The sequence below is a fragment of the Thermotomaculum hydrothermale genome, from assembly GCF_016592575.1.
GTDB lineage: Bacteria > Acidobacteriota > Holophagae > Thermotomaculales > Thermotomaculaceae > Thermotomaculum > Thermotomaculum hydrothermale.
The window spans coordinates 1,622,501-1,648,371 of the sequence record NZ_AP017470.1; the positions used below are offsets into that span (position 1 = coordinate 1,622,501).

Below are 25,871 nucleotides of genomic sequence, written 5' to 3' on the forward strand. Positions count from 1 at the left end.
AACCTTTCAATCTCCCCTTTTACAATATTGATCATATCTTTCTCTGAATCAGATAATTTTTTTGAAAATGCCACCTGCTGAATAATCATTGAAATTGTATTTAAGGGGTTTCTAACCTCGTGAGCAAAGGATGAGGCAAGCTTACCCATTGAAAATATCTTTTTTTCCCTTTCCTTTGACTCTTTTGATGCCTCTTCTATTGTTACATCCCTGATAATAAATACCTCTCCAAAAGGGTATGTTTTTTTCGCCACCATTATCTTTTTCCCTTTTATATCAAATGTTTTAACCCCATCAGACATACTCAAAACACTATTTTTTTTATCGCCAATCAATCTGGATACAGCATCATTTTGAAAAACGCTTCCATCCAATTGCCTAATCACTATTCCGTCTTCAATCTGATTCAAAACAGAGTTAAATTTTGAGCTTTCTCTGTATAATCTTTCACTTTTATTTAAAGCATAGAAGTAAAAAGCATCCATTAAAACAACAAGAACAAACAGAATAAATGCTAAAACTAAAAATCCTTTATCAAGGAGTTGAAGATAACTTAACGAGAGCCCCAACCTTAAACACCCCTGCCATTCTCCATCAAGAAATACATTACTTGATACAAGTAAAAACCTGGTATCACCAATGCTTACTACCTTTGTTTGAATAACTTCCCCATTTTTTTCTGTCACCGGAGAGTAGATTAGCTTTTTAGCAATATTCTGGTTACGGTATTTTTCAAAAATCACCTGGTCAAATTTTTCAAATCTTACTAATTCTATATCTTTATATTTAGCAATATTATCCAACACATGGAGAAATGATATTTTGTCAAACATCTCTTTAAGATAGGTTGCATCTACCAATAATAAAATTGCTCCGCCTGTTTTAAGGTTTTTTGCCAACCCGAACCTGTACCCAATTCTCCTGTAACTCTGTTTAAGACCAATAACATAGTGGTCTTCTTTCCCCTGACAAACACTTTTTATGTTAGCCTTTAAAAATCCACCTCGTCCAAACCTTCCCCGTGACACATATTTAACTTCACAGTCTTTATCAAAAACAACAAGCTTATAGATTTTGAATTTTCTTGATAGGGAAATTAGCCTCTCTAAATTTAATTTTCCATTTTTAACAGCTTCTTCAGAAAAGTAAGAAGCAAGGGAAAGGAGATTTCCTCTTAACTGTTCTTTCAATTTTTTCTCGCTTCTTAGAGAGTATTCAAGGTTGTGGCTTACAGAAGTCATAAGAGCCTTTCCAGCTTCTCTTCTCAGGGAAAAATATGCGTTTCTCTCATAAAAAACAAGGTAGGCAAGCACAACAAATAAACCTATATTAGTCAAAAGTATCATTGCCGACGAAATTTTTTTCTTTACACCTGCCCCAAACTTGTTTTTCAAATTGTTCTCCATTCAATTATTTATCTTTTTCTTTGAGAGTATATAACATCTCGCCTAACTCCCTCGGGATTAAACCGTTATCCCTTGCAATATCCCTGAGGGTCTTAGTTTCGTCAATTCCTTCAAAACCCCTTTTCTTCAGCAATTCCTTGGCCCTTGAAATATCAATATTTAATTTATAGCAAAAGTCTTTCAAACTCATCTTTCCTATATATCTTACTCCATCAAAACTTCCGTTTTGTGGTTGTCTTCCCATTCTACCCTGGTATTCATCCTCAACCTGATTATTTTGATGAATATTTTGATTTTCATTAGCAGTAGATTTGGAAGATTCGCTTTTTGCCGAAAATTTATAGCTTAACATCTCCCCTATGTTTTTCGGGGCAACATTATTTTCTTCTGCTATCTCTTTAATAGTTTTATCAGGAGACACCCCTTTAATATTTAAAATCTGGAGCCTTTGTATAGCCTTATCAAGAGGAATATTTAATTTTTCGCAAAATTCTTTCAATGTTAGTAGTTCAGCATGCGGAATAACCGGTACTGTATCTCTTTTTTCCCATGAATGAGTGAGATAATCGCCAAAATCCATAACATAAGAGATAGGTGGGATTGAATATATTGAAAAAACGGAAATTAAAATTGTAATAATAATTGACCAGGCAAACTCTTTCACGGTGAAATTAATGTTATTTACCTTATCCTTCATATAATTTACAAAAGGCTTCCAGTTTAATATTAAATGCCATATTACAAAAACAGCTAAAAAGAAACTCGTAATAGTATGGAAAGCATTCCATTGGGATTTTGATAAGCCTAAAAAACGCCAATCAATCCAATATGCCACTCTACCCACGGGGGCAAAGTACAAAACTATCCCGGAAACTATAGACAATAACCCTGTCCATGCAATAAATAGAGATACAAAATTTCTTATTTTAAATCCTTTTTTCATTTTACCTCCTTAGGTTTTCAAATTATAACAAAAAAATCGGGGGTTTTAGCCCCCGATTAGCTAAAGAGTTTATGGGAGGTCACATTTTAGTTATTCACCCTACCACAAGTGGAATAAACATTACCATCTGCGTCTAAAACAACTCCTCTTTCCATCGGAGAGTTTACTATTGAGTCAAATTCTTCCTGAGAGATGAATTGAGGTTCATATGTTTCACCATTTGCAACAACCAGCCTATAAAAACTTCTCAAATGGTTTCTTGAACCTTTCATCAAGTTCTGGAATACCATTTTAATGTCTTCGTTGTTGGTTAAAGCAATCTCGTCTTCCAAATCTTTAATGTCAAGGTCCTCAATTGTAGCCCCTACTTTCAATGCCTCAGTAAGAGACACACTGCCCTTTTCAACAAGGCTGTTATATAAGTCCGTGAACGCCTGGTCTGTAAAAACTCCGATTACATTATTTGTTGCAGGGTCTTCCAAACCATATTTATCCAATAAAACCTTTACGGCATCCATATGAGTTTGCTCACTTTGTGCAATATTAGAAAAAATCCTCAATCCCCACTTCTCATACAAAGTAAGGTAAACATCTCTTGCAAGCTTTTCTTCCTGTCTCATTTTTTCAAGCATATCAACTTCCACATCATTTAAATCCTGAACAGGCAAGGATGAAATAATTGTTGCGAGATTGCCGCAAGGGCTAATATTACCATATGCCGCTGCTCCATAACCACCTCTTCCGCCTCTTCTGCCTTTTCTACCTGCCATTCCTCTTGTAGATATCCATAAAGGAATTCCATTTGCATCTCTGAACTCGTAAAGAGAATCTCCTGAAATTACCTGCCTTGCAATAATTCCATCTGTGCTATCAGAAAAAGTAGTCAAAACACCTATAATTGTTATAACCTGTCCCTCAGTAAAGGTGATATTCTGTTGAGCAAGATACCATTTCGGCGCCATAAAAACCGCAAGCTGCCTGGAATCTTCCATCGTTACAATAAGCCTTGAAGGATAAACAGTATCAAACCCTATTACCGTTGCATTAATTGTTGTTTCCTGGCTCACATCATAATAAGTTGACCCTAACGCACTTCCTCCTCCATTACCACAGGCTCCTCTACCGTTCCCTGCCATAGCGGGAACTGCCAATAAAATTGCAATTGTTAAAATTGATAAAATCTTTTTCATAATTTCCTCCATTTAATTTTTTTTAATTTAAGATGTTGTTGTTGAATCAGTTGCGGTGGTAGCCCCACTGCTTCTTTTACCTTTTGAGCCTTTGTATTGGTTTTTCTTTTGCTGTCCGCTTCCACTTCCGTCTTTAAGCCTCTGGCCTTTCCCCTGCCCTTTTGAGCCTTTGTACTGGTACTTGTTAGAATTCTGAATTGTCGTAGCTGTAGTTGATGCAGTTAAAGTATTATTATTCTGGCCTTTTCCTTTGCTTCCCTTGTACTGACGCTTGGCTTGACCACCTGAACCTGAACCATCTCTCAACATCTGCCCCTGCCCTTTTAACCCTTTGTAGTGATACTTTTTAGAACTCTGGGTTTTTGTTGTTATTTGTGAAGAATACCTGCATGAACCGTTTTTTCTCCCTTTACCTTTGCCACCTCTTGCCATAACCGAAGAACCGAATACAAGCATTGATACAATAATCAAAAATGTTAATACCTTTTTCATTTTTCCCTCCCTTGATTAAATTTTCAAAGACATACTTATAATTGCCAGTATGGTGCCAAACTTAAAAAACAAATTGTCAAAATTAAATTTAAGAATTTAATTATCTGAAAAATAAGAAGATAATTTTTCAAAAGAAAAAATTCAGAGATAATAATTTATAAGACAACAAAAATTCAAAAGGCAATTTTGCCGAACAAAAGGCTATGATTCGACAAAATTGACGAACAAGAAAAATAAGATACCGTAATAAATTCAAAGTTTTGCTTTATAATTAATTCAGGAGGCAAAATGTTAAATAAAAACTTTGAAAAAGAAATGAATGAAATATTTAAAAATAAATTTTCATCCTCTTTCGAAAAGAGGGTTTTAAATTCATATGATGCAACAAATAAAAACATTCTGCCTGACTATGTCCTCTATGCAGAAAACGAACAGGATGTTATTCAATGCTGTAAGATTTGCTCAAAGTATAAAATTCCAGTGATTCCACGAGGTGCAGGATGTGGCTTTTCCGGTGGTGCACTTGCTGTCAACGGGGGATTATCCCTTGTCCTTGACAAAATGAACAGCATTGAAATAGACAATGAAAACCTGATTGCCATTGTTGAACCTGGGGCAACCACATACTCAATTCAAAAAAAGGCAGAAAAATTCAACCTCTTTTATCCTCCAGACCCGTCTTCTTTAAAGATAAGTACAATAGGGGGAAATATTGCAGAAAATGCAGGGGGGCCAAGAGCGGTAAAGTACGGAGTTACAAAGGATTGGGTTATTGCACTTGAGGTTATACTGATAAATGGGGAAAAACTTTATATAGGAAAACCTTTAAAAAAAGATGTTGCAGGATACAACCTGACAGGGCTTTTTGTTGGAAGTGAAGGAACTCTTGGAATTATTACAAAGGCATACCTTAAATTAATCCCAAAACCTGAAGGGTTTTTAAGCGGTATATTTATGTTTGATTCAATTAAAAATGCAGCAAAGGCAATATCAAAGATTATTGCAGAGGGATTTCAGCCGTCAAAGCTTGAGTTTATGGATAAATTCTCCCTGAATGCTTTAAGAAAAGCGGGGAAGGATGTCCCTGAAAAGGCAGAGGCTGTGGTTTTAATTGAGGTTGACGGAGAAAAAAAATCACTTTTTGAAAAGCTTGAAAGGATAAGGAAAAAAGTTGAAGAAATAGGATTAATTGACTTTGCTATAGCAAAAAACGAAGGGGAAAATGAAAGGATATGGGAATTGAGAAGAAGCCTATCCCCTATAATCAACCTTTACGGAAATACAAAGATGAACGAAGATGTTGTTGTACCAAGGAGTGAAATTCCAAATCTCCTTGATTATGTTGAAAACCTTATTCAACAGTTTAACCTTACAATTGTTTGCTTTGGTCATGCTGGAGATGGAAATATTCATGTAAACTTTATGTTTAATAAAGAAGATACTGAAACCGTTAAAAAGGTTGAAACTGCCCTTGATTTACTCTTTAAAAAGGTAATTGAGTTGGGAGGCTCAATTTCGGGAGAACACGGAATAGGGATTGCAAAAAAGAAGTTTATGAAATACCAGTTTTCAGAAAAGGAAATTGAGTTGTTTAGAGAAATAAAAAATGTATTTGACCCTGACAACCTTTTAAACCCAGGAAAAATATTTGATATGGAGTAATTATGTTTAGAGAAGTTAAAATTGAGGATTTAAAAATTAATCCATTTACACTAATTGGAAAGGAATGGATGTTAATAACAGCGGGAAAGGAAAACAACTTCAACACAATGACAGCAAGCTGGGGATTTTTAGGATACATCTGGGAGAGAAATGTCGCTGCCACATTTATAAGGCCAACAAGGTACACATATCAATTTTCAGAAAAATACAATGAATTTACCCTATGCTTTTTTGAAGAAAAGCACAAAGAGGCACTTACCTTATTAGGCACTGTCTCTGGAAGAGACAGAGACAAGGTAAAAGAATCAGGGCTCACCCCTGTTTTTGACGGAGACTTTACATACTTTAAAGAGGCTAAACTTGTATTTTCTTGCAAAAAGCTCTATTTTGGAGACCTTGACAATTCAAATTTTTTAGATAAATCTATTGAAAAGTTTTATCCAAAAAAGGATTACCATAGAATGTATTTTGGAGAAATAATAAAGGTGTTAACAAAATAAGGGGAAAAGAATGGAAAAGAGTTTTTACATTATTGACGCTTACGCACACATTTTCAGAAGTTACTATGCAATAAGGAATATTGACAACAATGCAATTTACGGATTTACAAGGATTTTAATTAAACTTTTTAAAGATTACAATCCTGAATACGCTGTCTGTGTTTTTGATACTGGAAAACCAACATTCAGGCATGAGATGTTTGAAGATTACAAAGCAACAAGGAAGAAAATGCCGGAAGATTTGGCAATGCAAATACCTAAAATTAAGGAAATTGTTGATGCATTTAATATAGAAAGGCTTGAAATTGAGGGGCTTGAGGCTGACGATTTAATTGCAACCCTATCTTACAAAGCCTCTCAAGAGGGCTTCAAGGTTTACATAGTTTCAAGCGACAAGGATTTGTTTCAACTGGTAAACGACAATGTTTTTATTTTAGACCCTAAAAAAGATTACAAAATTTATGATTCAAAGGGAATTGAAGAATTCTTTGGAGTGTCCCCAGATCAGGTTGCTGATGTTCTTGCTTTAATGGGCGATGCATCAGACAATATCCCGGGGGCAAAAGGAATTGGCGAAAAGACTGCAAAAAAACTCATAAAAGAGTTTGGAAGCCTGGACAGGCTTTACAACAACCTTTACCTTGTAAAGGGGAAGACAAAAGAAAAACTTGAAAAAAGCAGAGAAAATGTTTTTCTTTCAAAAAAATTAGTAGAACTTGATATACACAGGAATTTAAACATTGATATTGAAAGTTTTAGGGTAAAACAGCCTGATTTTGAGAAGCTTTATTCAATTTTCAGGGAATTAAAGTTTAATTCATTAATAAAAGAATTGGAATTGGAAGGCAAAACAGCTCACAAAGAAGAAGAGAAAGAATATGTTTTAATAGATACAATAGAAAAACTAAAAGAGTTTATAAAAATACTTCAAAAGCAAAAGTTTGTTGCCTTTGACACAGAAACCTGCAACCTTGATATTGTATCGCCAAAACTTGCAGGAATTTCCTTCTCTTTTGAAAAAAACAAAGGATACTATATCCCCCTGATTTCAGAAAACAAAGAGATTTTACCAACACAAACTGTTATTTCTCTTTTAAAACCTGTTTTAGAAAACGAAAAAATAAAAAAATGCGGACACAATTTAAAGTATGATTACCAGGTCTTAAAGGGACACGGAATTGAGGTTAAGGGGATTGAAGACGATTCAATGATTCTCTCTTACCTTTTAAACTCAAACCTGAGACAACACAATTTAGACGATGCTGCAAGGGATTACCTTGATTACACCACAATAAAATACAAAGAGTTAACAGAGGATAAAAAACTCTCGTTTTGCGATTTGCCTGCTGAAAAGGTTTACAAATACTCCTCCGAAGACTCGGATGTTGCACTTCAACTTACAAACCTTTTAAAAAACAAGGTTAAAGAGTTAAATATGGAGGATTTGTATAAAAATATTGAAATGCCACTTGTTAAAATTCTTGCTGAAATGGAATTAAACGGAGTGCTTGTTGATAGAGATTTTCTTGAAAAATTGTCAAAAGAGTTTGAGGAAAAACTTAAAAAGCTTGAAATGGAAATATTTGAAGAGGCAGGCTGTCAGTTTAACATAAACTCTCCAAAGCAGTTAGGAGAGGTGCTTTTTGAAAAACTTCAGCTTCCTGTTTTGAAAAAGACTAAAAAAACCAAATCATACTCAACAAGCCACGAAATATTAGAACAGCTTGCAAATGATTTCAAAATTGCAAGGCTTATAGTTGATTACAGAAAATTTGGAAAGCTTAAATCAACCTATGTTGATGCACTTCCCAAGCTGATTCACCCTAAAACAGGAAGGATTCACACAAGTTACAATCAGACTGTAACTGCAACAGGCAGGCTTTCTTCATCAAACCCCAACCTTCAAAACATCCCTGCAAGAACAGAAGAGGGGAAAAGAATAAGGGAAGCATTTATTGCACCAGAAGGTTATAAACTTATTTCAGCAGACTATTCCCAGATTGAGTTAAGGGTATTAGCCCACCTTTCTGGTGATAAAACACTTATAGAGGCTTTCAAAAAGGGTGCTGATATCCATAGCGAAACAGCATCTCAACTATTCGGGGTTAGCGCAGACAAGGTTACCTCTGAGTTAAGGGCAAAGGCAAAGGCAATAAACTTTGGAATAATTTACGGGAAAAAGGAGTACTCACTATCGCAGGAATTGGGAATAACTCCCAAAGAGGCAAAGGATTTTATTCAGTCTTACTTTGAAAAAATGCCTTCAGTTAAAGAATTTATAGAAAACACAATTGAAAACGCAAAAAAGGAAGGGTTTGTAAAAACAATGTTTGGAAGGATAAGGTATGTGCCTGAATTTAAATCAAACAACTTTAACATAAGGCAACACGGGGAAAGAATTGCAATAAACACGGTAATTCAGGGAACTGCCGCAGACATAATAAAAATTGCAATGATAAACCTTGATAAAAGATTAAGGGATTTAAAAGAAAGTGCAAAACTTATTATGCAGGTACACGATGAATTGATTTTTGAAGTAAAAGAAGAGAACATAGAAAAAATTTCAAAAATAGTAAAAGAAGAGATGGAAAATGCCGCAGATTTAACCGTGCCTTTAACTGTCAACATATCAATTGGAAACAATTGGGCTGAAGCAAAGTAGAAAAGAATCTTTCAGAATTTTACAAAAAAATTCGAATAGTGTTATTTTTCATCAGATAATATTTCACCATAGTCTTAGAATTTCAATTTATAAAATCGAGTTAAATTATACTAACTCGTAACAAACTTATAAAAAATTATTAAACATCAAGAAAATTAGAGGCAAGTATAGGATTTGACGATATTAAAATCAATACTGTAAAATGAGAATAGATTAGTAATAGAATTTTCAAAAAAGGAGTTGAAAATGAAAAATATCGCTAAAAAAATTTTTGGTGGATTTTTAATATTAATTCTAATTTTTCTTTTTTATAATTATATATGTAAACCATATATAGCAAATTTCTATTTGCAAAAAGGAAATTTTTACGCCAAAAATCACAAATATAAAGATGCAATTATAAAATATAAAAAAGCCATTAATTTTTATCCAAAATGTGTTGAAGCCTATCTGGAGTTAGGAAACGTTTTCTATGAAATAAATTTGTTAGACAAATCAATAGAATATTACAAAAAAGTCATAAAATTGGAACCAGATAATATAACCGCTCATAATAAACTAGGAAAGATATTTTTAAAAAGGAAAAATAACAAAAAAGCCGAAAAAGAATTCAAAAAAGTAATTGAAATTAATCCAAATTTTTCAGAACCTTACTGTTCTCTATCAATAATTTATGCGAGAAATAATCAATTTGATAAATCAATTAAATACCTAAATAAAGCCATCCAATTAGATCCTAAAAATGCTGAAGCATATAGTCTTCTCTGCATCTTATACTCATATTTAAAACAATATGATACTGCACTACAAATTTGCAAAAAAGCTATAAAAAAAATCCCTAATAATAACCAATTACATTTTATTCTAGCAAAAATTTACACCGAGTTAAAACAATATAAAAGTGCAATTAAAGAATGTAATTACATATTAAATAAAAATCCAAAGGAAATAGGAGTTTATTATCAATTAGGGGAAATTTTTTATGCTTTAAATAAATATAATAATGCAATCACAAATTTTAAAAAATATTTGAAAGAAAAACCTTATGACCAAGAAGCACATTTTATTTTAGGTTCCATTTACATCAAATTAAAACAATATAATAAAGCAAAACAAGAATTATCTATTCTGCAAACATTAAAAAGTAATTATGCCTATCAATTAGAAAATCAACTTGACAAATAACAAAATTAAGCAGGAGGGTTTTATGGTTGTCAGGCTTTGCCTTATTTTAATTGACAACAGAAAGAAAAACGCAATTACAGTTCAAAAGATTTTAACCGAATGGGGGTGCTTAATTAAAACAAGGTTGGGAATTCACCCTGGAACATTAGAAAAATGCACAGACAATGGCCTTATTTTCCTTGAACTTGTTGGGGAAAAAGAAAAGCACGAGGAATTGGTTCGAAAACTAAATCTGCTTTCAGGAGTAGATGCTAAACTTATTGAACTTTCTGTTTAATTTTTTTTAAAAATAGCATATATTAGTTTTGACATGGGACTTTTTTTTTACTATATTTAGGAAGAATTTTTAAAGGAGGTTTTGATATGGCACACTGGATTGATGACGAATGCATCTCATGCGGTGCGTGTGCAGCAGAATGCCCTGTTGAAGCAATTTCAGAGGGTGAAGACAAGTATGTAATTGATCCTGATCTTTGCACAGACTGCGGTTCTTGCGTTGAGGTTTGCCCAACCGGGGCTATTCACGAACCTGAAGAATAATTTCTATAACCATAACAAAAAATTAAAGCGGGGAAATATCCCCGCTTTTTTTTATGCTTCAAGCATCGCCTTAATCTTTAGCCTTAGTGTTTCCTCAGGGTATAATCCAATCACTTCGCTCTGAAGCTGGCCGTTTTTAAAAAAGAGTATGCAGGGAACAGAAAAAATGCCAAACTCTTTCATCACTTTGTAATTTTCAACAACATCAATCCTGTAAAACTGGGCATCAGGAAATTCGTCAGCAAACTTCTCCATAATAGGCTCTAACACCTTACAGGGTGCACACTTAGGTGAATAGCAGTCAACAATTACTAACTTTTCTGAATTTTTAATAGTCTCAAAGAAACTTTCATCATTTAATTCTTTTACTTTCATTTTAAACCCTCTGCAGTTTTTAAGAATTTTTCAGGCTTAACAAAGCCAAAAAACCTTTTTAACTCTTTACCATCTCCGTTAATAAAAATAACGGTGGGATAGCCAATAACATTATACTTCTTTAAAATCTCCTGTGATTCCTTTGTTTTTGCAGTCATATTCAGTTTTAGAAACACTGCATTTTTATCAAGGTAATTTTCTACATCATCATTACTCCAGGTGTATTTTTCAAGCTCCTCACAGGCAGAGCACCAGTCTGTAAAAAAGTCTATTACCACGATTTTATTCTCGCTTTTTGCCTTTTCAATTGCCTTTGATATGTGAGTTGCATAGTTTGAGGTTATGCCGCTTTCCTTCTTTGCTGTTAAAAAGTTAACCCCTATAAGTGGAATTGTTATTAAAATTAAAAGTATAAGCCCTGTCTTTTTAGAAACTGCCTTATGATAAAACATTGCAATTAACGCCGGAAGGAAAAACAAAACGGCAAAGAGATAGAAGTATTTTCCTAAAATAGGCTTTGTAAAAAGTAAAGCTGCAACTATGAAGAGTATGCCGAAAATGTATTTAACTTTTTCCATCCAGCCTCCAGCTTTGGGAAGGGAGGCGAGCACCCCTGAAAATGTTCCAATGAGTACAAACAAAACACCCATTCCAAGGGCAAAATCAAATAGATAAACAAAGCCCTTAACAAGAGATCCTGTCTTTGCAACCCAGGTTAAAAGAACAACAATTATTGGGCCAACGCAGGGGGCGGCAAGTATTCCTGTTGCCATTCCCATTAAAAATGCCCCTATTAAACCCTTCTTTTTAGGCTGAAGCTTTGTATTCCAGGTGTATGGCAATTGTATGTCATAGTATCCAAACATGCTTAATCCCATTGCAATAAAAATAAAACCAAGAAAAACAATAAATATTGGAGATTGGGTAAATGAGCCAAAGGCACTTCCTGTTGTTGCAGATATTATCCCTAAAATTGAATAAGTTGTTGCAATCCCTAAAACAAGTGCAATTGATATTATAAATCCCTTTAATTTGTTCCCCTCACTCTTTGCGCCAACATAGGCCATTGTCAAAGGTATTACAGGGTAAACGCAGGGGGTAAAGGAAGCAAGAATTCCGCCTATAAAGATTAAAATGAGGGCAAGCATAACGCTTGAGTCAAGCGCCCCTGCAACCCTCTGGTCAAGGGTAAGTTTCCCCTTTTCAACCTTTACCCCTGTCTTAATCTCCTGTGTCACAGGGGGAAAGCACATTGCATTTTCCCCCTCGGTGCAGGCCTGATATCCCACCTCAATAACAGGGTTTTTCACAGTTTTCACAAACTTACCGTTTATAGTAACATTAACTTTACCGCCAACAATTTCCCCTAAACTTGTCTTTTTACCTTCTGGAGTTAGCATTTTGTCTATTTTAAAGGTATCGTTTTTAAACTTAACAGTTAAAAACTCTTTTGTTATGTGGTAACCGTGAGGCACATCAATTATCAGGTTAAACAATACAGGTTCACCTGTTTTTGTTTTTGCAGGCAATCCCTCAACACTTACTTTAATATCTGTTTTAGGGTCAAAGGAAGGTACATTATTAGGTAAACCTTGCGGTAAAAACTGGGCAAAAGACAATGTTGTTAAAATTAAAAAGGTAAATAAAACTAATTTTTTTCATATTATTCCTCCATCTCGCTATAAATAAGGTCTATTATGTGAACGGTTTTTATAGGTAAATTGTTTCGTTTTAACGAATCGTTTAACTGCATTATGCACCCCGGACACGATGTAACAACAACACTCTTATCAATATTGCCATTTATTGACTTTTTTATCAAATCAATCTTTTTATCTCCAATTTTCTTTGATTTTTCTGCCTCAAATATTGAAAAACTCCCACCAAAACCGCAGCAAAAGTCTTCCCCCTCAAGCTTTTTCCTGTTTGAAACAGAATCAAGCAGTTTTTCAGGTTGATTTTTCACCCCCTGATGCTTCATTAAATGGCATGGATGATGGAAATATGTGTCAATATCCAGTTTTTTCTGTGGCTTATAGTTTAAAACATCAAAAAGCAAAGGGTTTATGTCAATAAATTCAATCGGCAACTCGTAATTTCTTGATAAATTTGAGCCACAGGTGGCACACCCTGAAACAATGTATTTAACTTTTTCTTTATACTTTTCAAATATCTTTAAATTAAAACTTTTTAACTCTTCAAATGTATCCTTATCCCCTGCTGTTAAATGGGGGAAACCGCAGCACTTTAAACTCTCTTCAAAATAAACCCCAACACCTGATTTATTCAGCACTTTTATAAGTTTCATTCCTGTATCAGAAAAAATAAACCTTGTTGCACAACCGGGAAAAAACAAAACATCAAACTTTTTTTCTCCCTCTGGCTTGTTGTATTGCAAAACCTTTTTATCAAGGGGCTTTTCAGGCAAAGGAAAATGCCTCTCTATTTTCGGCAATTTAAAAACAAGCCCGCTTTTTCTTGAAAAAAGGTTTTTTGCAAAAGAGGCAAGTTTAAGGTTTTTGTTTGATTTTAAAAATGAGAGAAAAGCCTTTTTAAGCCTTGAAATTTGATTGTCTTTAACAGCCTTTGCCCTTGCAAATTCAATAATACTTAAATAATCAACATCCCTCGGGCAAATACACTGACAACTTCCACAAACAACGCAGGAGTCAAGATAGTAAAGTGTTTCTTCTGAAAATTTTTCATCCTCTTTTAACAGCAATTGCAATAGGCTTATTTTACCCCTTGCAACCCCGCCTTCATCAAGGGTTGTTTGAAAAACAGGGCAGTTATAGCGACAATTCCCGCATTTTACACACAAATCCAATTGTTGTTTTATATAGTTACGGGACATTTTATTCCTTTCTAATTGCAGCAACAAAAAATCCGTCAAGGAATTTATCCGGCAAAATTCTCAATCCCAATCCCTCTTTGTAAAATTTTGAAAAAGATCTCCTTATATTTTCAGTAGAATACTCAAACGGCTCAAAAATCTTTGCGTTTTCAACTGATGACACAAAGTCAGAGACAATTGCCTCTCCTTCTTCCTTTTCCATTGAACATACCGAGTAAACTACAACACCGCCCTTTTTTACAACATCAAAGGCATTTTTAAGCATTTTTTTCTGCACTGAAGTTTTGGATTTTAGATTTTGCGGGGTTCTTATCCACTTTATTTCAGGATGGCCTGATATTGTACCTGTGCCTGAGCAGGGTGCATCTAAAATAACAGCATCAACAGAGTTTTCCTTAAAAGCAGGTTTTGTAAAGTCAGACATTGTAATTGCTGAAACATTTAAAAGCAATTCCCTTGAGTTTTCCAGTATTTTTTCAAGCCTATCCACACTAACATCGTTGAAAACAACCTCATCAAAGTTTCCAAAGGATTTAAGAAGAAAACCCTTTCCCCCTGGTGAAGATGCGGCATCCAATGCAAAGCGCCCCTTAAAATTTCTCAAAAGTTCAGGGGCAAGCTGGGAAGCCTCATTCATTATATAGCACTCGGCAGCCCTTATCATAAAAACAGGGATATTGCCGTGATACGAACCTTCAATATAAGGGGTTTTGTGGACAATATAGTCTTTTTTCAACGGTGAAACATCTTTAAAACAGCGGAAAACAACAGGCTTTTTTAGGTTTAAAGATTTCATTATTTTTAAAGCCTTTTCCTCTCCATAGTCTGCAACCCATTTCATTCCTAAAAAAAGAGGGAATGACAGGGTGTATTGAATGTAATCGCTTAAATTTTCCTTTGAGGGAAAAGAGATACTGTTTTTACTCCTTGACACACTTTTTAAAACAGCGTTAACAAAACCTGAAACCTTAGGATTTATCTTTTTTGCAACCTCAACAGTTTGATGGATTACAGCATAAGCAGGAGTCCTCGTTAAAAAAAGCAATTGGTAAACGCCTGTTAGCATTAAAAGCCATATATCGGCTTCGGTTCTATTTTTGTTTGCAAACTTAGACAACACATATTCAAGCCTTCCCTTAAACCTGTTTACCCCGTAAACTATTTCAAGGGTAAGCCTTTTATCCCTTTCATCTTCAAGCTTTTCTAAAAAAGATGGATAAACCTCTGTTGCAAGTTTTTTCTCTATATAAATTTTCTTTAAAATGGCAAATGCTGTTTCTCTTACATTCATAATCACTCCTTCAAAAAACAAGTTGATTTTAACACAAAACAAAGGCTTTTACCTGTTTACTTTTCAAATTATTATGTGCTATATTGCAAAGGAATAAGTCAATAAGGAGAAATAAATTGTCTCACAACAACTCAAAATCAGTTGTTATAGTTGCCCTTTTAGCAAACCTTTTAATCGCTGCATCAAAGTTTGTTGTTTTCCTTTTTACAGGCTCATCTTCAATGTTTTCAGAAGCAATACACTCAACCGCAGATACAGGAAATCAAATTTTACTCCTTCTTGGAATGGAAAGGGCAAAGAAAAAGGCTGATTCAACCCATCAATTTGGCTATGGACAGGAGCAATTTTTCTGGGCATTTATGGTTGCAATACTTCTTTTTACATTGGGAGGAATTTACTCAATATACGAGGGAATTCATAGAATTTTGCACAAAAATACAATAGAAAACATTTACCTTGCAATTGGGCTTCTTCTGTTTTCAATTGCAATGGAATCAATATCATTTCTAAAAGCAAACAAAGAGTTAAAAAAGATAAAGGGAGAAGAAAGCATCTTTGAATTCTTAAACAAAAGCTATCAGGTTGAACTAATTGTCGTCTTTTTTGAGGATTTAGCCGCCATATTAGGGTTAATTATAGCCCTTATTTTTATTTTAATCTCTCATTTCAGCGGCAATACCCTTTTTGACGGTATAGGCTCAATCTTAATAGGGATACTTCTCTGCACAATTGCCTTTGTTTTAGGAAAAAAAATGAAGTCTCTAATGATTGGGGAATCAATACCAAAAGAAATCTCTGACTTTATAAAAAAGACATTTTTAGAGAAAGATGGAATTATAGGGATAGTCGATCTTAAATCAATGGTTTTAGGGGAAAAATCAATGCTTGCAGCATTAGAGGTTGAATTTAAAAAAGAAATGACTGCTGAAAAAATCAGAGAGATTATTGACTTATGCGAAAAAGAGATTACAAAAAAATTCCCTGAAGTGAAAAACATCTATGTTGAAGTAAGGGTTAGGGAGTAAATATGTTTTTAAATCTTGCAATAATAACAGGTTTTTTATTTTTCACTTTTTACTTTGTTTATAAATTTGTAAGAAATGATTTTAAAGGTTTGGATGTTGCCGACGAAGAAAAAAACAAAACAGATAAACTTTTCAAAATTCTAAACGAAATCATTGACAGGCTTCCTGAAAAAGACAGGGACTTTGTGGTAAAAAACGGGGAAGACTTTGCCCTGCAATACTTTGATTTAAAGGCAAAAGAACTTGAAAAAGAAAGAAAAAGGGAAAACAAACTTAAAAACTTTTACTTTTTTTCAGCAATAAAACTTGAAGGGGAATTAATTTTTCTCATTAACTATTTTAAGGTTAAAAAAGATTTAATTGAAAAAATGAAAGGAATTCAAATCCCCGACGAATATTATTCAATTGCAAGTGAGTGGGAGAATAGTTGCAAAAAATATTTTAGCCATTAATATAAAATTTATCAGGGCTTTTTAAATTAAATCAAGGATAACAGGTTTGAATCAATGGTTCTTAGGAAAAATCAATGCTTACAGAGTTAGAAGCTCAATTTAAAAAGAATAACTGGTAAAAAATGAGAAAGATTATTTATTTGTACAATAAAGAAATTGAGAAAAAAAACAATAGAAAGAAATATTAAAATAAATTTGCTGGAGAATTTATGGATTTAAGTCTCGTAATAATAATTATTCTTGTCATCTTACTAAGTTACATTTCTGCCTTTTTTGAAACAAAACTTTATGACAAGTCAACAAGCGCAGAAGAGGAAGAAAAAAAAGCAATTGAACTGGTTAAACTAATCGCTGAAATTTTCAAAAGGCTTAATGATGAGGATAGAGAATTTATTAATAAATATAGAGAAGACTTTTCCAACAAATATTTTGATGCAAAAAACAAAACAGTGCATACAAGTGCAAATTCAAAAAAAATCTATTATCTTTTTGTATCATTAAGACTGGAAGGAGTATTGATTTTTTTAATTAATTACGCAAAGTTTAAAAGAAATCTATTTTTGCTGGACGGAATTAATATTCCAGATGAATATTATTCGCTTGCAACTGAATGGGAAAATAAATGTTTAACTTATTTCTCCACTAACATATAAATTTTTCAGGGTATTTTGCATTAAATCTTGAAAAAAGTTTTTTAACCGTACCAATTGCCTCTTCTTTTGATGTTTTTTCATCAAAATAAATCGGGAAAAGAAAGTTTATTGTTTTTTCTTTGTAATCAAGCCCCAACAAGACAACAGGTAAATTCAGAGTTTTTGCAATAAAGTAAAACCCACTCTTCCAATTCTTAACAGGCTTTCTCGTTCCTTCAGGCGATAGAGCAAGTATAAATTTGTCCCTTTTTTCAAACTCTTTAATCATTTTTTCAACAAAACTGTGGTGCTTGCTTCTATCAACAGGGACACCGCCTAAATACCTGAAAAGCCTTCCAAACGGCCATTTAAAGATGGTATGCTTGCCAAACCAGCTAACCTTAACCTCAACCAAAAATGAAAAAAACATTAAGTGTACAAAATCCCAATTAGAGGTATGAGGTGCAACAAGCACTATTCCTTTTTTAAAGTCAGGAAGTTGGCCACTTACACTCCATCTGAAAAAGAAAAATAAACCTTTGCAATTAACTTTAAAAAGGCATTTTTTCTCATTGGAAGGTTTTTGTAAGAATTTAGATAAGATACATCAATCATTTACAATACTTTCAAGTTTTTCCCCGTTTAAAAATTTTCTCAAATTTTTAACGAAAAAATCAAACTGCTTTTCCCAGAAATCAGGCTCTAACGCAGAGATGTGGGGGGAAATAATAACATTGTCAAAACCCCACAACAGAAAGTTTTCATCTGGTGGTTCAATCTCACAAACATCAGTTGCGTAACCGTTAATTTTTCCTTTTTTCAATCCTTCTGCAATATCTTTTTCATTTACAACCTTTCCCCTTCCCACATTTACAATGTAGGGGCAATTTTTAAAACTTTCAATTTTTTCATAATTAAAAAAATGGCTGGTTGTTTTATCGGCAGGAATAGCAATGAAGACAGCGTCTGAATCAGGAAGGTAGTCCATCCACTCATCTAAAGTATAAACCTTGAAGGGAATGTCTTCTTTTTTTCTCTTAATAATCCTCACTTCCTTAACAACAGAGGATAACATTTCAGCAATAACCTTTCCTATTCCGCCATATCCAAGCACAACCGCTATCATATCCTTTAAAGGCTTTCTTTTTTTATCTAAAAAGAAATCCCCTATTTCTTTTCTTGCCCATTTTCTTTCAAGGTAATTTTTTATAATCTTGCTATGACCAAAGTGAAGAGCTAAAAATAGGGAAAAGGCAAACTCTCCTATCTGCCTTCTATCAACAGGGGAAGCATTTGTGAGAATTACCCTATCAAGCAATCCTTCAACTGAAAAAAATTTCCCCACACCAATCTGTGGAGTATGAATCCATTTTAAATTTCTTGCATAAGTAAAACAATCTTTTCCGCAGTACCAGCCAAAATAAATATCTGTATCTTTAATTTCTTTAATTAGATTTTCTTTTGATTTCAGATAAACAACTTTAATTTGAGGAAACTCTTTTTGTAATCTTATAGCGTATTTTTCAGGTATATTCCAGACATCAACAGGGTGAAGGGTATTTATCAATACCTTCATTTTTTCTCAGCGACAACCTTCCTTGTACCGTCCATCATTGTTCTTATATGTTGAATCTTGAACAATTCATCAAACATTGTTTCCACATCCCTGTTGTTTACAAATTCAGCATCTTCCTTCTCACAGTCTTTTTCTGAAAAGAAAAAGGTAACAAGTAAGCCTCCGTCTTCCATTATTGAAGCAGCTTTGGACAGGTACTCAGGCATCTTATCTGTTTTTACTTTATTAAAAAGATTTTCCACAACAACAACATTGTAACTGCCTTTTTCAAGAGACATAAAATCCTGATTTGAAATATTAGTAACCTCAAATCCCTTTTCTTTGAAAAACATAGCCACGTCATCGTTTCCCTGATATTCGGAAACAATAAGTACAGAACCGTCTAAGTCTGCTAACTGCTCAATGTTTTCAATGTATTTACGCTGGAAAAAGTAATCTTTCTCAAGTTCCATGGCTATTACCCCTTATTATTTTAAGATAATATTTAAATAATTATTAATATCTAAATAATCTCTTCCACATAACCTATTTATTCTCGCTTTTTTTACAGCTTTGTCAAGAACATTTTTATTGTAAGCAAAATTTCCGGTAAGTGTGTAAAGTGCATTAAAAAAGGACTTATTAACATTTGGGAGGGTTTTTAAAGTATCTGAAAAAACAATGCTATTTTTGATTTTGGTCAAATTTTCTTCCTCAAAAACCACCGGTGAAAGCATCAATTTTTTAACCATACCGCTGATTTTTTTTGCAACATAATTGGCCTTTTCAGGATTTGTCCCACAGTATGCAACAAAAAAGGTATGACCGCCTTTATAGGTTAAATAACAACCTATTGAGTATGCCAATCCTTCCTTTTCCCTTATCTGAAAAGCAATTTTGTCTGAAGCATTGGCAGTTAAAAGTTTTAATTTTGCGTATTCATCAACTGGCAGATTGTCTTTCACTGGATAAATAAGATATACATACGCCTGCTTAGAGTTTAAATTTATAACTTTGTTGTGATTCTTTACCTTTGCAACTGGCAAATTGTTAACTATTTTTGTTTTGTTTTTTGAATAAAACCTATCCTTCAAAACAGATTTAACCCTCTCTTCGTTAAAGTTTCCGTATATTGAAACAAGTATATTTGAAGTATCAAGGTATTCCTTTAAGAATTCCCTCAAATCATTCTCACTTAACTTTGGAGAAAAATTATAATCCGGGAGAGAAACAAAGCCATCAGGAAAATATGTTTTCCATATCTCTTCCTTTGCCCTCTCCTTCGCCTTGTTTCTCATTATGTTTGAACCAAAGGTTGACTTTGTAGCAATAACAAAGTCTGGGTTGTTGAAATTTTTTACCTCTTCAATTAATTGAGATGCAAGAATTAGTGCCCTATCTGTGTTTTCAGGTAAAACCTTTATTCTTACAAATCCGAAGTAATCGTTTGTATAGTAATCATCAAAAGGAATGAATGGGTAATCATAAAACTGTACTTCAGCACCTAAAAGTTTGAATTTGTCATCAAATTTTTTTTCTTTAACCTGAAACAAATGCCCCACAAAATCTGAAACCGCTGGTAAACTATGTTTTTTTTCTAAAAACTTTTTATTTTTAAAGCAGATTGTTATCCCTGTTGCAACTGATTTAGCGTCTTTTTTCAAAATAAAATTTCCTCCAAATACAAAACTTGTGAAAACCAAAAACATTAAAGCAATATTAATTTTTTTTATCATTTTTCTTTCCCTCTATAAAAACCGATTTCTTATCAAAGTTTTTAACTTTTTCCGCAAATGCTTTAACATCATTATAATTAACCTTCTTATAGTAAATTAAATCAGTACACCCTGCTGCAAGATAAGGTGCCATCAACATACCGTAAAAATGTGGCCTTTCAAGGGCAAAAAGGGTGTCTGCTTTACTGGAAATTTTAAACTCTTTAATTTTCCCATCGGTGATAAAATCAGGATTTTTTATTGCAGATTTTACTATCTTTTCCACCTTTTTGGCTTCTTCATCACTCTTAACCTTAACCCTTACCTTAATCAAACCGTAATCATCAGTATAATCTGTTGAAATAGATGCTTGAGGGTCTATCTCGGTTAATTTTTTATTCAAGAAAGAGTTTAACAAGTCTGTATAACACTCCTGCAAAGGGAAATCTTTAGAATTTGCTTTAACCCCTTTTATCACAAAGTAAAAAACATTATAGGGTAGTGAAGGTACATTAATTTTTTCAAAATCCTTTTCCCATTTTATCTCCCAGTTTTTCCCTTCAACCTCAACAGGCTTAACATTACCAAAATACTCATTCAAATAATCCATAACCTTCTGTTTTTCGAAATCACCTGAAATCAAAATAACCATATTTTTAGGAGAGTAGTATCTCTTGTAAAAATTCCATATTGTTGCCCTTTTCAAAGACTTTACGCTTTTCTCGTCTCCAATAACCTTCATCTCATACGGTGTCCCCATAAAAATAGCCTTTCTAAAAGCCTTTTCCTCTTCAAACTGCGGAGACATTCTGTCTTTTCTTATCTCTTCAATAACAATGCCTTTTTCTTTACCTATTTTATCCGCAGGAATAATTGAGTGTAAAAGCATATCAGATTGAATTTCAATCCCCTTTTCAAAGTATTCTTTTGAGGTAAGCAAGTAATAAGCAGTGTAATGGTCTGAGGTAGAAGCATTGTTGTAGCAGCCTATTGCATCAAAATCGTTGTACAACTGCCTCTGTGTTCTCTTTTCAGTACCGTTAAACATTAAGTGTTCAAGTAAATGGGAAATTCCATTTATCTCTTTTGTTTCATGCTTTAAACCAACCTTTACAACAACGGTTGATGAAATTACCGGGTTTTCTGCAACCTTAACAAAAACAACTTTTATGCCGTTATTTAATGTAGCATACTCGCATCTTGGAGAAGAAGCAAAAAGCAATACAGGAAAGAATAATATAAAAAACAAATACTTCAAATTTACCTCCGCTTACTTTTTCAAATTTATTTTAATATTTTAGCATAAAATAAAAAATTATACAGTTTAAAAACACCAATTAAAATTGAGTATCTATAACTATATGTCTTCCCTGTTCTTTAATTAACTTTTCAAGAGAGAATTGTATTTTAGCTCCTTTGGTCTCAATATAAATATAATTTACGGTTGTTTCAACAATCAAAGGCTTGTGTAATTTTTTTATCTCCCCTATTGTGCCTACGAAAGTGTCATCAAGATAAACTTTTGCGTTTAAATCTCTAACATTAAACCTCACAAATACTTTGTCCACTTTATTTTCCTCTTTTTTTACCTTTGGACTTTCAAAGTTATTATTTACCAATTCTTTGTTTTCAGAATAAACAGGCGCAGGCTCAAGGTGTTTGTTTAAGTTTATCTGCTCTCCTGGATTGATTGAAACCCTCACAGTATAGGTTTTGTATCCAGGCTTTTTGGCAGTGATAGTATGGGTCCCTGGTTTTACCACAAGGAATTTAGGAGAGCCGTCAAAATCGTCAGCCTTTCCTACATACAAACCATCAAGGTAAATGTCTGCGTCTTTCGGTTTTATGTTTATATCATACGCAGACAATCCCTTTTCACGGTATGAATGGACATCATTGTAGATAGCTGAGCCTATCAAAATCCCCAATAATGATGCAGCAACAATTGCAGCGCCGCTATCATCAGTATCAACAGAGCCACCGACACTAACATATCCATTACCTGTTGGATATGCCGCTCCTCCTCCAACATAAACCCTGTGACATGAAACCATAGTAAGGGCTATTATAGTCATTATAGAAATTATCTTTTTCATACAATCCTCCGTAATAAATCATTTCAAAAAATTTGGATTCAATTTTTATGCCACATTTCTATTCTTTTTTAAGGAAAAACCTGTATTTACCAGAGAAGTAATCTACCTTTTTCCAGTATTCATCGTTGTTATACTTTTTTTCAAGATAGGTTCTTAAAGGGAGTATTTGCATTGCAGGCTCCCATTTATACGGTTTATCATCCCCCTCTTTAAATATCTTTCCCTCTTCCATAGCCCATGAAAACTCTGCAAGACTCATATTTTCGCTTTTCATTAGCCTTTCTAAGGCTTTTAGTTTTCCAAAATCTTCAGGGTTGTCAAAGTAAAAAGCAATTGAATAAATATAGGCATTGTGAAAATGCTCAGGGTTATTTAAGAGTGCATGGAATTTTAACCTTATTCCCATAAGCATTATTAATTGTAAAGCCTCTTTCCCCAGCCCTAAGCCAGGGTAATTTTGCCCGGGCAGCCTTGGCTTTTCTTTTGTAAAACTTCCTTTTATGTTTTGAAGGCATAACCACTCAATTTTCATTACAGGAAAAATATTCTTAAAAGAGGTTTTTCGGACAACAAGCTCTGCAATAAATTTATTTTTTCTAAAAGGCGGTTCAAATACCACAAGGTAGTCAGAGCCGTCTTCCCTCTTGCCAATTTTAACATCAATCTCATTAAAGCCCTTTTCACGCAGGAGATTTACCATTCCGTACTTTTTAAGGGCAAGCTTAATACCGCTTTTAGTATAAAAATCAAGGAATCTCTCCTCTTTTTTTTCGCTTAAAATATCACCAAGAGATAAATCATAAGCACAACCAGATGTCAATTCTGCTCTTGTTAAATGCTTGTAAACCCACCTGAATTTGAGAGGAATATTAAACATTTAGTCTCCCTTATATACCCATTTTATAAAGTTATAGTAAAGCTTCCAGGAGTCTTTTCCGTACCCTCCCCCTGCAACAACACCCATTGGCAAATTTTGCTGTTTTACAAAATTATACACAAATTTGTCCCTTTCAAGCACCCCTTCTGTAGAAATATTAAAAGTGCCAAAGCTATCATCTATATGAATATCTGAGCCTGCAATATAAACCACGAAATCAGGATTAAACTTATCAAAAACCTCAGGAAGATAGTATTTTAATTGAAGAAGATATTCGCTGTCTTCAGTTCCGTCTGGAAGAAGTATATCCATATTATTTTTCTTATTTATAGTATCCCAGTTATCTCTATGAATAGAAAAGGTAAACACATTCTCATTTTTCTCAAAAATTGTAGCTGTACCATTGCCGTGGTGATAATCAAGGTCTATTACCAACACTTTCATCTCTCCGTACTTTTTAAATAGCTTAACAATAGCTATGGCAACATCGTTTACAGGGCAAAATCCCTCGCCCTTGTCTTTTTTTGCGTGGTGATAACCTCCCCCTAAATTAAAACAAACTGTTTTATCCTGGTAAGCAGAAAAAAATGTTTGAATTGTGCCCCCTGTAACATACTTAAAAAAATCTATAATGTCTGTATCAAAGGGATTGGCATAGTCAAGAAATAGAATTTTTGCAAGAAACATAGGGTCTTTTAATTTTTCAACATAATTTTTTGAATGCACCAAGCGAAAATCATCCCAGGTGGCCGGTTCCGGTTCCTTTATGTAAGATGGCTTTACAATCTTTTCTTCAAGCAGTTTATCCCTTATCTTTCTATATTTATTGCAGTCAAAAGAACTTCTCGGCCCTTTTTCACATAACCCTAAAAAATACTCTGTTGAAAAGTACAAACAGGGTTTAGGTTTGAAAAGTCTCATACAACTCCTTAACCTGTTTTCTTGTATATTCAATGCCGTCAGAATTATCAATAATATAGGTTGCGTACTTTTTTTTCTCCTCAATATCCATTTGAGTTTTTATAAACCTCTCAGCATCTTCCCTGCTCATTTTATCCCTCTCCATAAGCCTTTTTAACTGCACTTCAAAGGGGGCATACACAACTATAATCTCTTTAAATCTTTTATGACTGCCACTTTCAATTAGTAATGCAGCATCAACAATTATCAAATTTGAATCAGCCTGATTTACAAGCTCATTTTCCCTCTCAATAATTGCAGGGTGGGTAATTGAGTTAAGCAGTTCTCTCTTTTCCTTATCTGAAATAATTATTTCTCTCAGTTTTTTTCTATTTAAATTACCGTCAGGAAGAATGACATCTTTTCCAAAATATTTTTCTATCTCTTTTAAAACAGGGCTACCCTTTGAAACAACTTCCCTTGCAACCCTGTCTGCATCAATTACAAATGCCCCTAACTGCTCAAACATTGAAGAGACAAGGCTTTTTCCCGTTGCAATACCGCCTGTTAGTCCCACAATCCTTTTTTCTTTTATTTGCATAGCAATTCCATTAACTTTTCCACCAGTTGATAGGGTGTATTCTCTCTTAATAACACTTTGTTTAAACCAATTTCCATTGAATCCTTTGACTTTTTCAGAACCTCATCTACAGCCTTTTCCTGAATTATTTTCAACACTCTGTACCTCAACCTTTCCAGCCTTCTCTCCTCAACACTTTTTTGAGCATTCTTTTCAACACCAATTAACATATAGTCAACTAACTCTTCCACCCCTTTTCCCGTGGTTGCAATTGTTTGAAAGATAGGCGTGTCTTTTTCGGAAAGGGTATTGAAGTGGTTTAAAATAGTTAATAGTTTATCAACACCCTCTCTATCCGATTTATTGACAACAAAAACATCTGCAATTTCCATAATCCCGGCCTTTAAAGCCTGAATATCATCTCCCATACCCGGCACAAGCACAACAGCGTTCATATCGCTTACTTTCACTATGTCAACCTCATCCTGCCCAACCCCCACAGTTTCAACAATAATATAGTCAAAGTGAGCCGCATCAAGAATATCAATTGCATCAAGGCAGGCTCTATTTAATCCCCCTAACATCCCTCTTGTTGCCATTGAGCGAATGTAAATACCATCAACTGTTGAAAGTGTATTCATTCTAATTCTGTCTCCCAATATTGCCCCACCTGTAAAGGGAGAGGACGGGTCAATAGCTATAATTCCAACCTTATAACCTTTTTTGTTTATACTTTTGGCTATTTTATCTGTTAAGGTGGATTTACCTGCCCCTGGAGAACCTGTTATTCCAAAGATTTTTGCATTGCCTGTTCTCCCAAATATGGGATTGATAATTAAGTCTGCGCTTGAAGGATTGTTTTCCACAAAGGTTATAGCCTTTGCAATACTCCTTATATTTTGTTGTAAAATCCCCTCAACTATCTTTTCTATATCCATA

At 33.8% G+C, this 25,871-nt stretch carries 27 protein-coding genes (1 of these 27 cut by a window edge); 9 read left to right on the plus strand and 18 right to left on the minus strand.

Going from position 1 to position 25,871, the window contains the following annotated elements; translation table 11 throughout:
• From TTHT_RS07480 to TTHT_RS07495, 4 genes are all read right to left on the minus strand, one after another.
• Positions 1-1,394: the 5' portion of a sensor histidine kinase gene (locus tag TTHT_RS07480; protein ID WP_201327349.1), read on the minus strand. It extends 496 nt beyond the left edge of the window; 1,394 of the gene's 1,890 nt are visible here — the first part of the coding sequence; it begins with the start codon at positions 1,392-1,394; its stop codon lies off the left edge, out of view.
• A gap of 16 nt (positions 1,395-1,410) precedes the next feature.
• On the minus strand, positions 1,411-2,349 hold the full coding sequence (locus TTHT_RS07485; RefSeq protein WP_201327350.1) for a DUF4405 domain-containing protein: 939 nt from the start codon (positions 2,347-2,349) through the stop codon (positions 1,411-1,413).
• Positions 2,350-2,435: 86 nt separating this feature from the next.
• Positions 2,436-3,539 (minus strand): DUF2202 domain-containing protein, encoded by a 1,104-nt coding sequence (locus TTHT_RS07490; protein WP_201327351.1) that lies wholly within the window; start codon positions 3,537-3,539, stop codon positions 2,436-2,438.
• A gap of 27 nt (positions 3,540-3,566) precedes the next feature.
• Positions 3,567-4,031 (minus strand): hypothetical protein, encoded by a 465-nt coding sequence (locus TTHT_RS07495; RefSeq protein ID WP_201327352.1) that lies wholly within the window; start codon positions 4,029-4,031, stop codon positions 3,567-3,569.
• Between the two features lie 288 nt (positions 4,032-4,319).
• On the opposite strand from TTHT_RS07495, the gene TTHT_RS07500 reads away from it, so the two are divergent.
• From TTHT_RS07500 to TTHT_RS07525, 6 genes are all read left to right on the plus strand, one after another.
• The gene (locus TTHT_RS07500; protein ID WP_201327353.1) at positions 4,320-5,693 is read left to right on the plus strand and encodes an FAD-binding oxidoreductase; all 1,374 of its coding nucleotides are present in this window, start codon (positions 4,320-4,322) and stop codon (positions 5,691-5,693) included.
• Positions 5,693-6,193: a flavin reductase gene (locus TTHT_RS07505; protein WP_408033913.1), complete on the plus strand. Its 501-nt coding sequence runs from the start codon at positions 5,693-5,695 to the stop codon at positions 6,191-6,193. Before TTHT_RS07500 ends, TTHT_RS07505 begins: the two co-directional genes overlap by 1 nt.
• A gap of 10 nt (positions 6,194-6,203) precedes the next feature.
• Positions 6,204-8,855: a DNA polymerase I gene (gene polA, locus TTHT_RS07510; protein WP_201327355.1), complete on the plus strand. Its 2,652-nt coding sequence runs from the start codon at positions 6,204-6,206 to the stop codon at positions 8,853-8,855.
• A 246-nt stretch (positions 8,856-9,101) separates the two neighbouring features.
• A complete protein-coding gene (locus tag TTHT_RS07515; protein ID WP_201327356.1) occupies positions 9,102-10,040 on the plus strand; it encodes a tetratricopeptide repeat protein in 939 nt (312 codons plus the stop codon).
• Between the two features lie 22 nt (positions 10,041-10,062).
• Positions 10,063-10,317, plus strand: coding sequence for a hypothetical protein (locus TTHT_RS07520; RefSeq protein ID WP_201327357.1), 255 nt, complete (start codon positions 10,063-10,065; stop codon positions 10,315-10,317).
• A gap of 86 nt (positions 10,318-10,403) precedes the next feature.
• Positions 10,404-10,580, plus strand: a complete 177-nt coding sequence (locus TTHT_RS07525) for a DUF362 domain-containing protein (RefSeq protein WP_201327358.1) — start codon at positions 10,404-10,406, stop codon at positions 10,578-10,580.
• 51 nt (positions 10,581-10,631) lie between these two features.
• Here the strand turns inward: TTHT_RS07525 and TTHT_RS07530 are convergent, their stop codons facing one another.
• The 4 genes from TTHT_RS07530 to TTHT_RS07545 form a co-directional block, all read right to left on the minus strand.
• Complete coding sequence (locus tag TTHT_RS07530; protein ID WP_201327359.1) at positions 10,632-10,955, minus strand: thioredoxin family protein; 324 nt, start codon at positions 10,953-10,955, stop codon at positions 10,632-10,634.
• Positions 10,952-12,484, minus strand: coding sequence for a protein-disulfide reductase DsbD family protein (locus TTHT_RS07535; protein ID WP_201327360.1), 1,533 nt, complete (start codon positions 12,482-12,484; stop codon positions 10,952-10,954). Before TTHT_RS07535 ends, TTHT_RS07530 begins: the two co-directional genes overlap by 4 nt.
• A 134-nt stretch (positions 12,485-12,618) precedes the next feature.
• Positions 12,619-13,809, minus strand: a complete 1,191-nt coding sequence (locus TTHT_RS07540) for a (Fe-S)-binding protein (protein WP_201327361.1) — start codon at positions 13,807-13,809, stop codon at positions 12,619-12,621.
• 1 nt (position 13,810) lies between these two features.
• A complete protein-coding gene (locus TTHT_RS07545; protein ID WP_201327362.1) occupies positions 13,811-15,100 on the minus strand; it encodes a transcription antitermination factor NusB in 1,290 nt (429 codons plus the stop codon).
• A gap of 116 nt (positions 15,101-15,216) precedes the next feature.
• Between TTHT_RS07545 and TTHT_RS07550 the strand changes: the two genes are divergently transcribed.
• From TTHT_RS07550 to TTHT_RS07560, 3 genes are all read left to right on the plus strand, one after another.
• Complete coding sequence (locus TTHT_RS07550; protein ID WP_201327363.1) at positions 15,217-16,125, plus strand: cation diffusion facilitator family transporter; 909 nt, start codon at positions 15,217-15,219, stop codon at positions 16,123-16,125.
• A gap of 2 nt (positions 16,126-16,127) precedes the next feature.
• Positions 16,128-16,577, plus strand: coding sequence for a hypothetical protein (locus TTHT_RS07555; protein ID WP_201327364.1), 450 nt, complete (start codon positions 16,128-16,130; stop codon positions 16,575-16,577).
• Between the two features lie 209 nt (positions 16,578-16,786).
• Entirely contained in the window at positions 16,787-17,230 is a 444-nt protein-coding gene (locus TTHT_RS07560) for a hypothetical protein (protein WP_201327365.1), read from the plus strand.
• Here TTHT_RS07560 and TTHT_RS07565 read toward each other — a convergent pair.
• From TTHT_RS07565 to meaB, 10 genes are all read right to left on the minus strand, one after another.
• Positions 17,220-17,684 (minus strand): 1-acyl-sn-glycerol-3-phosphate acyltransferase, encoded by a 465-nt coding sequence (locus TTHT_RS07565; protein WP_201327366.1) that lies wholly within the window; start codon positions 17,682-17,684, stop codon positions 17,220-17,222. The two genes, TTHT_RS07560 and TTHT_RS07565, sit on opposite strands and share 11 nt — an antisense overlap.
• 132 nt (positions 17,685-17,816) lie before the next feature.
• Positions 17,817-18,785, minus strand: coding sequence for an NAD(P)-dependent oxidoreductase (locus TTHT_RS07570; RefSeq protein WP_201327367.1), 969 nt, complete (start codon positions 18,783-18,785; stop codon positions 17,817-17,819).
• Positions 18,782-19,237, minus strand: a complete 456-nt coding sequence (locus TTHT_RS07575) for a hypothetical protein (protein ID WP_201327368.1) — start codon at positions 19,235-19,237, stop codon at positions 18,782-18,784. Before TTHT_RS07575 ends, TTHT_RS07570 begins: the two co-directional genes overlap by 4 nt.
• A gap of 15 nt (positions 19,238-19,252) precedes the next feature.
• A complete protein-coding gene (locus TTHT_RS07580; protein WP_201327369.1) occupies positions 19,253-20,500 on the minus strand; it encodes an insulinase family protein in 1,248 nt (415 codons plus the stop codon).
• Positions 20,484-21,737: a M16 family metallopeptidase gene (locus tag TTHT_RS07585; protein WP_201327370.1), complete on the minus strand. Its 1,254-nt coding sequence runs from the start codon at positions 21,735-21,737 to the stop codon at positions 20,484-20,486. The genes TTHT_RS07580 and TTHT_RS07585 overlap by 17 nt, the downstream gene beginning before the upstream one ends.
• 79 nt (positions 21,738-21,816) lie before the next feature.
• Complete coding sequence (locus TTHT_RS07590) at positions 21,817-22,575, minus strand: PEGA domain-containing protein (RefSeq protein ID WP_201327371.1); 759 nt, start codon at positions 22,573-22,575, stop codon at positions 21,817-21,819.
• A 58-nt stretch (positions 22,576-22,633) separates the two neighbouring features.
• A complete protein-coding gene (locus tag TTHT_RS07595; RefSeq protein WP_201327372.1) occupies positions 22,634-23,452 on the minus strand; it encodes a hypothetical protein in 819 nt (272 codons plus the stop codon).
• A complete protein-coding gene (locus TTHT_RS07600) occupies positions 23,453-24,373 on the minus strand; it encodes a histone deacetylase family protein (RefSeq protein WP_201327373.1) in 921 nt (306 codons plus the stop codon).
• Entirely contained in the window at positions 24,354-24,953 is a 600-nt protein-coding gene (gene coaE / locus TTHT_RS07605) for a dephospho-CoA kinase (protein WP_201327374.1), read from the minus strand. Before coaE ends, TTHT_RS07600 begins: the two co-directional genes overlap by 20 nt.
• Entirely contained in the window at positions 24,944-25,870 is a 927-nt protein-coding gene (meaB, locus tag TTHT_RS07610) for a methylmalonyl Co-A mutase-associated GTPase MeaB (protein WP_201327375.1), read from the minus strand. The genes coaE and meaB overlap by 10 nt, the downstream gene beginning before the upstream one ends.
• Between the last annotated feature and the right edge of the window lies 1 nt (position 25,871).

Excerpts from the sequence above, each read along its gene's own strand:
- TTHT_RS07485 (WP_201327350.1), bottom strand. The coding sequence starts at position 2,349 with ATGAAAAAAGGATTTAAAATAAGAAATTTTGTATCTCTATTTATTGCA.
- TTHT_RS07490 (WP_201327351.1), bottom strand. The coding sequence starts at position 3,539 with ATGAAAAAGATTTTATCAATTTTAACAATTGCAATTTTATTGGCAGTT.
- TTHT_RS07495 (WP_201327352.1), bottom strand. The coding sequence starts at position 4,031 with ATGAAAAAGGTATTAACATTTTTGATTATTGTATCAATGCTTGTATTC.
- TTHT_RS07500 (WP_201327353.1), top strand. The coding sequence starts at position 4,320 with ATGTTAAATAAAAACTTTGAAAAAGAAATGAATGAAATATTTAAAAAT.
- polA (WP_201327355.1), top strand. The coding sequence starts at position 6,204 with ATGGAAAAGAGTTTTTACATTATTGACGCTTACGCACACATTTTCAGA.
- TTHT_RS07515 (WP_201327356.1), top strand. The coding sequence starts at position 9,102 with ATGAAAAATATCGCTAAAAAAATTTTTGGTGGATTTTTAATATTAATT.
- TTHT_RS07520 (WP_201327357.1), top strand. The coding sequence starts at position 10,063 with ATGGTTGTCAGGCTTTGCCTTATTTTAATTGACAACAGAAAGAAAAAC.
- TTHT_RS07525 (WP_201327358.1), top strand. The coding sequence starts at position 10,404 with ATGGCACACTGGATTGATGACGAATGCATCTCATGCGGTGCGTGTGCA.
- TTHT_RS07530 (WP_201327359.1), bottom strand. The coding sequence starts at position 10,955 with ATGAAAGTAAAAGAATTAAATGATGAAAGTTTCTTTGAGACTATTAAA.
- TTHT_RS07540 (WP_201327361.1), bottom strand. The coding sequence starts at position 13,809 with ATGTCCCGTAACTATATAAAACAACAATTGGATTTGTGTGTAAAATGC.
- TTHT_RS07545 (WP_201327362.1), bottom strand. The coding sequence starts at position 15,100 with ATGAATGTAAGAGAAACAGCATTTGCCATTTTAAAGAAAATTTATATA.
- TTHT_RS07555 (WP_201327364.1), top strand. The coding sequence starts at position 16,128 with ATGTTTTTAAATCTTGCAATAATAACAGGTTTTTTATTTTTCACTTTT.
- TTHT_RS07560 (WP_201327365.1), top strand. The coding sequence starts at position 16,787 with ATGGATTTAAGTCTCGTAATAATAATTATTCTTGTCATCTTACTAAGT.
- TTHT_RS07570 (WP_201327367.1), bottom strand. The coding sequence starts at position 18,785 with ATGAAGGTATTGATAAATACCCTTCACCCTGTTGATGTCTGGAATATA.
- TTHT_RS07575 (WP_201327368.1), bottom strand. The coding sequence starts at position 19,237 with ATGGAACTTGAGAAAGATTACTTTTTCCAGCGTAAATACATTGAAAAC.
- TTHT_RS07580 (WP_201327369.1), bottom strand. The coding sequence starts at position 20,500 with ATGATAAAAAAAATTAATATTGCTTTAATGTTTTTGGTTTTCACAAGT.
- TTHT_RS07590 (WP_201327371.1), bottom strand. The coding sequence starts at position 22,575 with ATGAAAAAGATAATTTCTATAATGACTATAATAGCCCTTACTATGGTT.
- TTHT_RS07595 (WP_201327372.1), bottom strand. The coding sequence starts at position 23,452 with ATGTTTAATATTCCTCTCAAATTCAGGTGGGTTTACAAGCATTTAACA.
- TTHT_RS07600 (WP_201327373.1), bottom strand. The coding sequence starts at position 24,373 with ATGAGACTTTTCAAACCTAAACCCTGTTTGTACTTTTCAACAGAGTAT.
- coaE (WP_201327374.1), bottom strand. The coding sequence starts at position 24,953 with ATGCAAATAAAAGAAAAAAGGATTGTGGGACTAACAGGCGGTATTGCA.
- meaB (WP_201327375.1), bottom strand. The coding sequence starts at position 25,870 with ATGGATATAGAAAAGATAGTTGAGGGGATTTTACAACAAAATATAAGG.